Source organism: Streptomyces sp. NPDC088194 (assembly GCF_040702025.1).
Lineage (GTDB): Bacteria > Actinomycetota > Actinomycetes > Streptomycetales > Streptomycetaceae > Actinacidiphila.
Map to the genome: position 1 here is coordinate 46,705 of NZ_JBFBIV010000062.1, position 6,000 is coordinate 52,704.

Below are 6,000 nucleotides of genomic sequence, written 5' to 3' on the forward strand. Positions count from 1 at the left end.
CCAGCGCTGCCTCACCCAGCACCGCCGTAGCACCACCCCTGCCGCGGCACCGCGGCACCGCCACCGCAGCACCATCGTTCGCCCACCGCGCCCGCCCGCGGGCACCACCACCCTCCCGTGTCCGCCCGCCTCGCCCGGGCCCGCCCACAGAAGGTCGCCGACCCATGCCCCAATCCGCCGTCTTCGTCCCGCACTTCCACTGGGACCGGGAGTGGTACGAGCCCTTCCAGGTCTTCCGGCACCGCCTGGTGACCGCACTCGACACCGTGCTGGACACCGCCGACGCGCACCCGGAGTTCCGGTTCACCGTCGACGGGCAGATGGCCGCGGTCGAGGACTACCTGGAGATGCGGCCGGAGAACCGCGACCGCCTCGCCGCCCTCGTCGCCGAGGGCCGGCTCGCCGTCGGCCCGTGGCTGATCCTGCTCGACGAGTTCCTCTGCTCGGGCGAGACCATCGTGCGCAACCTGCGGATGGGCTGGGCCGCGGCGGAGCGGCTCGGCGGCGCCATGCCGATCGGGTACCTGCCCGACATGTTCGGCCACGTGGCGCAGATGCCGCAGATCCTGGCCCGCGCCGGGTTCGCGCACGCCGCGCTGTGGCGGGGCGTGCCCGGGACCGTCGACGGCCACGCCTTCCGCTGGCAGGCCCCCGACGGCTCCGAGGTCAGGACCGAGTTCCTCTTCGACGGCTACGACAACGGCCTCGACGTGCTGCTGGTGCCCGAGGACATCCGCCGCGCGCTCGCCGACTACGCCGAGATGACCGCCGGCCGCTGGGGCGGCGACCCGCTGCTCGCCATGGCGGGCACCGACCACAGCGCGCCCGACCCGCGGCTCACCGAGTGGCTGCGGCGCGCCTCCAGCGACGAGCGCCCGATCACCCTGGCCACGCTCGACGAGTACCTCCGCGGCCATGTCCGCGACGAGCCGACCGCCGTCGTCACCGGCGAGCTGCGCAGCCATGTGCGCGGCAACATCCTGCCGGGCGTGCTCTCGGTCCGGCTCGGCCTCAAGCAGCGGATGGCCGCCGCCGAGCGCACCGTCGACCACGCCGAACGAGCCGGCGCCCTGTGGTCCGGGCGCGACGACGCGCCGTTCCTGGAGCTGGCCTGGCACAAGATCATCGAGTCCACGGCGCACGACTCGGTCGTCGGCTCCGGCACCGACGAGACCTGCGACCAGGTCGACGCCCGGCTCGCCGAGGCGGCGCAGGCCGCACGCGCGGTACGGGACGCGGCCCTGGCCGAGCCCGCCGCCGCGGTGCCCGGCGACGCCCACCTGGTCGGCAACACGCTGCCGTTCGCCCGTACCGCCCACATCGAGGTGGACGTGGCGGCGCCCGCCGAGGGCGGCGCATTGGCCGCGACCGCCGCCGACGGCTCGCTGCACCCCGTGCAGCTGATCTCCCAGGCGCCGACCGTGCTCAGCGACGAGGTGATGGACGCCTCCCAGGTCGAGCGGGTGCTGCGCCGTATCCACCGCCGCGAGCTGTTCGGCCGGCAGATCGACAGCTACGAACTCACCCCCGGCAGGCTCGTCTTCCACCTCGCCGAGGTGCCGACGTCCGGCCCGTTCGACCTGCTGATCCTGCGCCGCCAGGTCGCCGAGGCCGCGGCCGCGCACCCGGGGGAGTGGCAGGTGCTGACCCTGGAGGAGGCCCGCGCCACCGCCCTGGTGCCGGTGCACGTGCCCGCCTCGGGCCTGGCGAGCGTGCGCGTCACTCCCGCCGAGCAGGCCCCCGAGTACGCCCCCGGCTCCGGCTTCACCCCGGCCACCGCCGCCGGCCGCGCCCTGGCGAACGGCCTGGTCGACGTGGAGGTCCGCGCCGACGGCACGGTCGACGTCACCGGCGCCGACGGCACCGTGCTGCGCGGCCTGGGCCGGCTGGTCGACGGCGGTGACCGCGGCGACAGCTACAACTACGGGCCCCCGGCCGGCGACGTGCTGGTCGAGGAGCCCGCCGAGGTCGCCGTGGAGGTCCTGGAGGACGGCCCGCTGCGGGCGCGCACCAGGATCACCCGGGTCTACCACTGGCCCGCCGCCCTCACCGAGGACCGCGACGTGCGCAGCGCGCAGACCGTGGCGACCCCGGTCGAGACCGTGGTGGAGCTGCGGGCCGGCGAGCCGTTCGTACGGATCTCGCTGTCCTTCCTCAACCGCTCCGCCGACCACCGGCTGCGCTTCCACGCACCCCTGCCCGAGCCCGTCGCCGGCTCCGCGTCCGCCGGGCAGTTCGCCGTCACCCCGCGCGGGCTCACCGCCGAGGGCGGCTGGGGCGAGCACCCGCTGCCGACCTACCCGGCCGGCCAGTTCGTCACCGCCGGCCCGGTCACCGTGCTGGTCGACCACTCCGCGGAGTACGAGGTCGTCGGCGACGGCACGGAACTCGCCGTCACCCTGCTGCGGGCGGTCGGCTCGATCAGCGTCAACATCCACCCCTACCGCGACGAGCCCGCGGCGAGCGAGATCCCCGCGCCGGGCGCGCAGGACCTCGGGCTGCGGATCGCGCACCGGCTCGCGGTGCTGCCCTCGGCCGGCGGCTGGCAGGCGGCCGGCGCGGTCGGCGCGGCCGAACTCTTCCGCAACGACGTGCTGGTGGCCCGCGGCACCGCCCCCGCGGGCGGCGCCCTGCCCCCGGACACCGAGGGCATCCGGGTCGACGGCCCCGACGTGCTCGTCTCGGCGGTCCGCCGGGTCGCCGCCGCGGACGGCGGGACCGGCACCGAGGTCCGGCTGACCGCCATGAGCGACACCGGGGCCCGGGCCCGCGTGACGGGCGCGTTCACCGAGGCGGCCACCGTCGACCTGCTCGGCCGGCCGCTGTCCGCCCAGCCGGCCGACGGCGCCCTCGACCTGACCCTGAGCGGCTGGGAGATCCGCACGGTCGTCCTGCGATAAGCAGCGGCAAGGAGCCCCCCGCACAGCCCTTTACGAGAAAGAGTCGTGACCCCGTGTCCTCCTCTCGCACCGCCCCCGAAGACACCGCGTACGTGGCCGACCCCGCGCCGGGGCACGGTGCCCTGCGCCCCGCGCGCTCCTGGCTGCACTCCGACGCCCCGGCCCTGAGCCTGAACGGGCCGTGGCGGTTCCGGCTGTCGCCGACCGCGCGGGTCGCGGCGGACTTCGCGGCCGGCGCCTTCGACGACGGCGGCTGGGACACCATCCCGGTGCCCTCCCACTGGGTGCTCCAGGGCGACGGGGCCTACGGGCGGCCGCACTACACCAACGTGCAGTTCCCGTTCCCGATCGACCCGCCCCACGTGCCGGACGAGAACCCGACCGGCGACTACCGCCGCCGCTTCACGGTGCCGGCCGAGTGGGCCGGCGCCGAGCGGGTGGTGCTGCGGTTCGACGGGGTCGAGTCGCTGTTCCGGGTCTGGGTGAACGGCGAGGAGGTCGGCGCCGCGAGCGGCAGCCGGCTGGCCCACGAGTTCGACGTGACCGCGGCCGTGCGGCCGGGCGACAACGTCGTGGCGGTGCGGGTGCACCAGTGGTCGGCGGCCAGCTACGTCGAGGACCAGGACCAGTGGTGGCTGCCGGGCATCTTCCGCGACGTCACCCTGCACGCCCGCCCGGCCGGCGGCATCGAGGACGTCTGGCTGCGGACCGGCTTCGCGGCCGGCCGGGGCGGCATCGACCCCGAGATCACCGCGGACCCGGCGGCCTTCCCGGTCACCCTGCGGGTGCCCGAACTCGGCATCGAGGAGGTCTGGGCCACCCCGGCCGACGTCGCGCCGCTGGACGCGGGCGCGGTGCAGCCCTGGACGGCCGAGCAACCGCGGCTGTACGAGGCGACGGTGACCAGCGCCGCCGAGACGGTCACCGTGCGGCTGGGCTTCCGCACGGTCGAGATCCGCGGCGACCGCTTCCTCGTCAACGGCCGCCGGGTGGTCTTCCACGGCATGAACCGCCACGAGGCCCACCCCGAGCGCGGCCGGGTCTTCGACGAGGAGCACGCCCGCGCCGACCTGGCCCGGATGAAGCGGTTCAACGTGAACGCGATCCGCACCAGCCACTACCCGCCGCACCCCCGGCTGCTCGACCTCGCCGACGAACTCGGCTTCTGGGTGGTGCTCGAATGCGACCTGGAGACCCACGGCTTCGACGCGGTGGGCTGGACCGGAAACCCGAGTGACGACCCGGCCTGGCGCGAGGCGTACCTCGACCGCGTCGAGCGCACCGTCGAGCGCGACAAGAACCACCCCAGCATCGTCATGTGGTCCCTCGGCAACGAAGCGGGCAGCGGCGACAACCTCGCCGCCATGTCCGCGTGGGTGCACGCCCGCGACAGCGGCAGGCCGGTCCACTACGAGGGCGACTACACCGGCGACTACACCGACGTCTACTCGCGGATGTACGCCTCGGTGCGCGAGAGCGAGCAGATCGGCACCGACGGCTCGCGCGCACCCCTGCTCGGCTGCACCCCCGCGCAGGGCGCCCGGCAGCGCACCAAGCCGTTCGTGCTGTGCGAGTACGCCCACGCGATGGGCAACGGACCCGGCGGGCTCGACGCGTACGAGGAACTGACCCGCACCCACCCGCGGCTGCACGGCGGCTTCGTGTGGGAGTGGCGTGACCACGGCATCGCCGCCACCGCCCCCGACGGCACGCCCTTCTTCGCCTACGGCGGCGACTTCGGCGAGGTCGTGCACGACGGCAACTTCGTGATGGACGGCATGCTGCTCAGCGACGACGTGCCGACGCCGAGCCTGCACGAGTTCAAGGCCGTCGTGCAGCCGGTGCGGTTCACCTTCGCCGACGGCGTGGTGGAGATCGCCAACCAGCGCCACTCGGCCGATACTTCCGACCTGCGCCTTTGCTGGCGGGTCGAGCACGACGGGGCGGTGGTGGCCGACGGCGTGCTGGAGGCGCCGGTGGTGGCGGCGGGCGGCACGGCCGTGCTGCCGCTGCCGCCGATACCCGTCGCGGCGGACGCCGAGACCTGGTTCACCGTCGACGCGGTACTGGCGTCCGCGACCGCCTGGGCCGATGCGGGCCACGTGGTGGCGAGCGCCCAACTGGACCGCTCCGCACCCCGACCCGTGCCCGCCGCGCGGGCCCGCGGCGACTGGCGGCCCGCCGAAGGCACCCTGGCGCTCGGTGTCGCCGAGTTCGCCGGCGGCTCCCTGGTGCGCTTGGCCGGCCGGCCCGTCACGGGCCCGCGGCTGGAGCTGTTCCGGGCGCCGACCGACAACGACGAGGGCGCCGAGGTCGACCCGGACGCCGACGCGAACGTCGCCGGGGCCTCCCACGCCGCGCTGTGGCGCCGCGACGGCCTCGACCGGCTGACCACGCGGCGGATGTCCGTGGAGTGCGCCGACGGCGCGCTGCGCACGGTCGACCGGGTCTCGGCGGCGAACTCGGGGCGGTGGGTGACGGTCGAGTCCGTCTGGTCGCTGGACGGTGACGCGCTCGAACTGCGGGTGGAGGCGACGCCGTCGCGCGGCTGGTCCACGGTCTGGCCGCGGATCGGCATCCACCTCGAACTGCCCGACGGGGAGCGCCCGGTGGACGGCGTCGAGTGGTTCGGCACCGGCCCGCTGGAGTCCTACCCGGACAGCATGCGTGCCGCCCGCACCGGCCGGTTCGCCGCGGGTGTCGCGGAGTGGGGGGTGCCGTACGCGCGCCCCCAGGAGAGCGGACACCGCTCCGCCCTGCGGGAGTTGACGCTGACCAGCGGCGGCACCGGCGTACTGGTCGTCACCGCGCTGCCCGACACGCGCGGACGCCGGCCCGGCTTCACCCTGAGCCGGCACACCCCGCAGCAGATCGCCCGCGCCGGGCACCCCTTCGAGCTGCCCGCCGGCACGGCGAGCCACCTGATCGTGGACGCCGCCCAGCACGGTCTCGGCTCGCGGGCCTGCGGTCCCGACGTGGCGCCGGAGTTCGCGCTGCGCCCGGAGGCCCGCACCCTCAGGCTGCGGCTGCGGGCGGTCTGACGGGTGGTCGGCACCCGCTGCCGCCCGGTCCGCCCCCGCGCCCGGCACGGCGTCAACTC

Annotated in this window: 2 protein-coding genes; both read left to right on the forward strand. The window is 75.5% G+C overall.

Annotation, left to right across the window (positions count from 1 at the left end; all coding sequences use genetic code 11):
* The first annotated feature begins 164 nt into the window (after positions 1-164).
* Entirely contained in the window at positions 165-2,900 is a 2,736-nt protein-coding gene (locus AB0399_RS28410; protein ID WP_366413286.1) for an alpha-mannosidase, read from the forward strand.
* A 53-nt stretch (positions 2,901-2,953) separates the two neighbouring features.
* Entirely contained in the window at positions 2,954-5,941 is a 2,988-nt protein-coding gene (locus tag AB0399_RS28415) for a glycoside hydrolase family 2 TIM barrel-domain containing protein (RefSeq protein ID WP_366413287.1), read from the forward strand.
* Positions 5,942-6,000: the final 59 nt, after the last annotated feature.

Excerpts from the sequence above, each read along its gene's own strand:
- AB0399_RS28410 (WP_366413286.1), top strand. The coding sequence starts at position 165 with ATGCCCCAATCCGCCGTCTTCGTCCCGCACTTCCACTGGGACCGGGAG.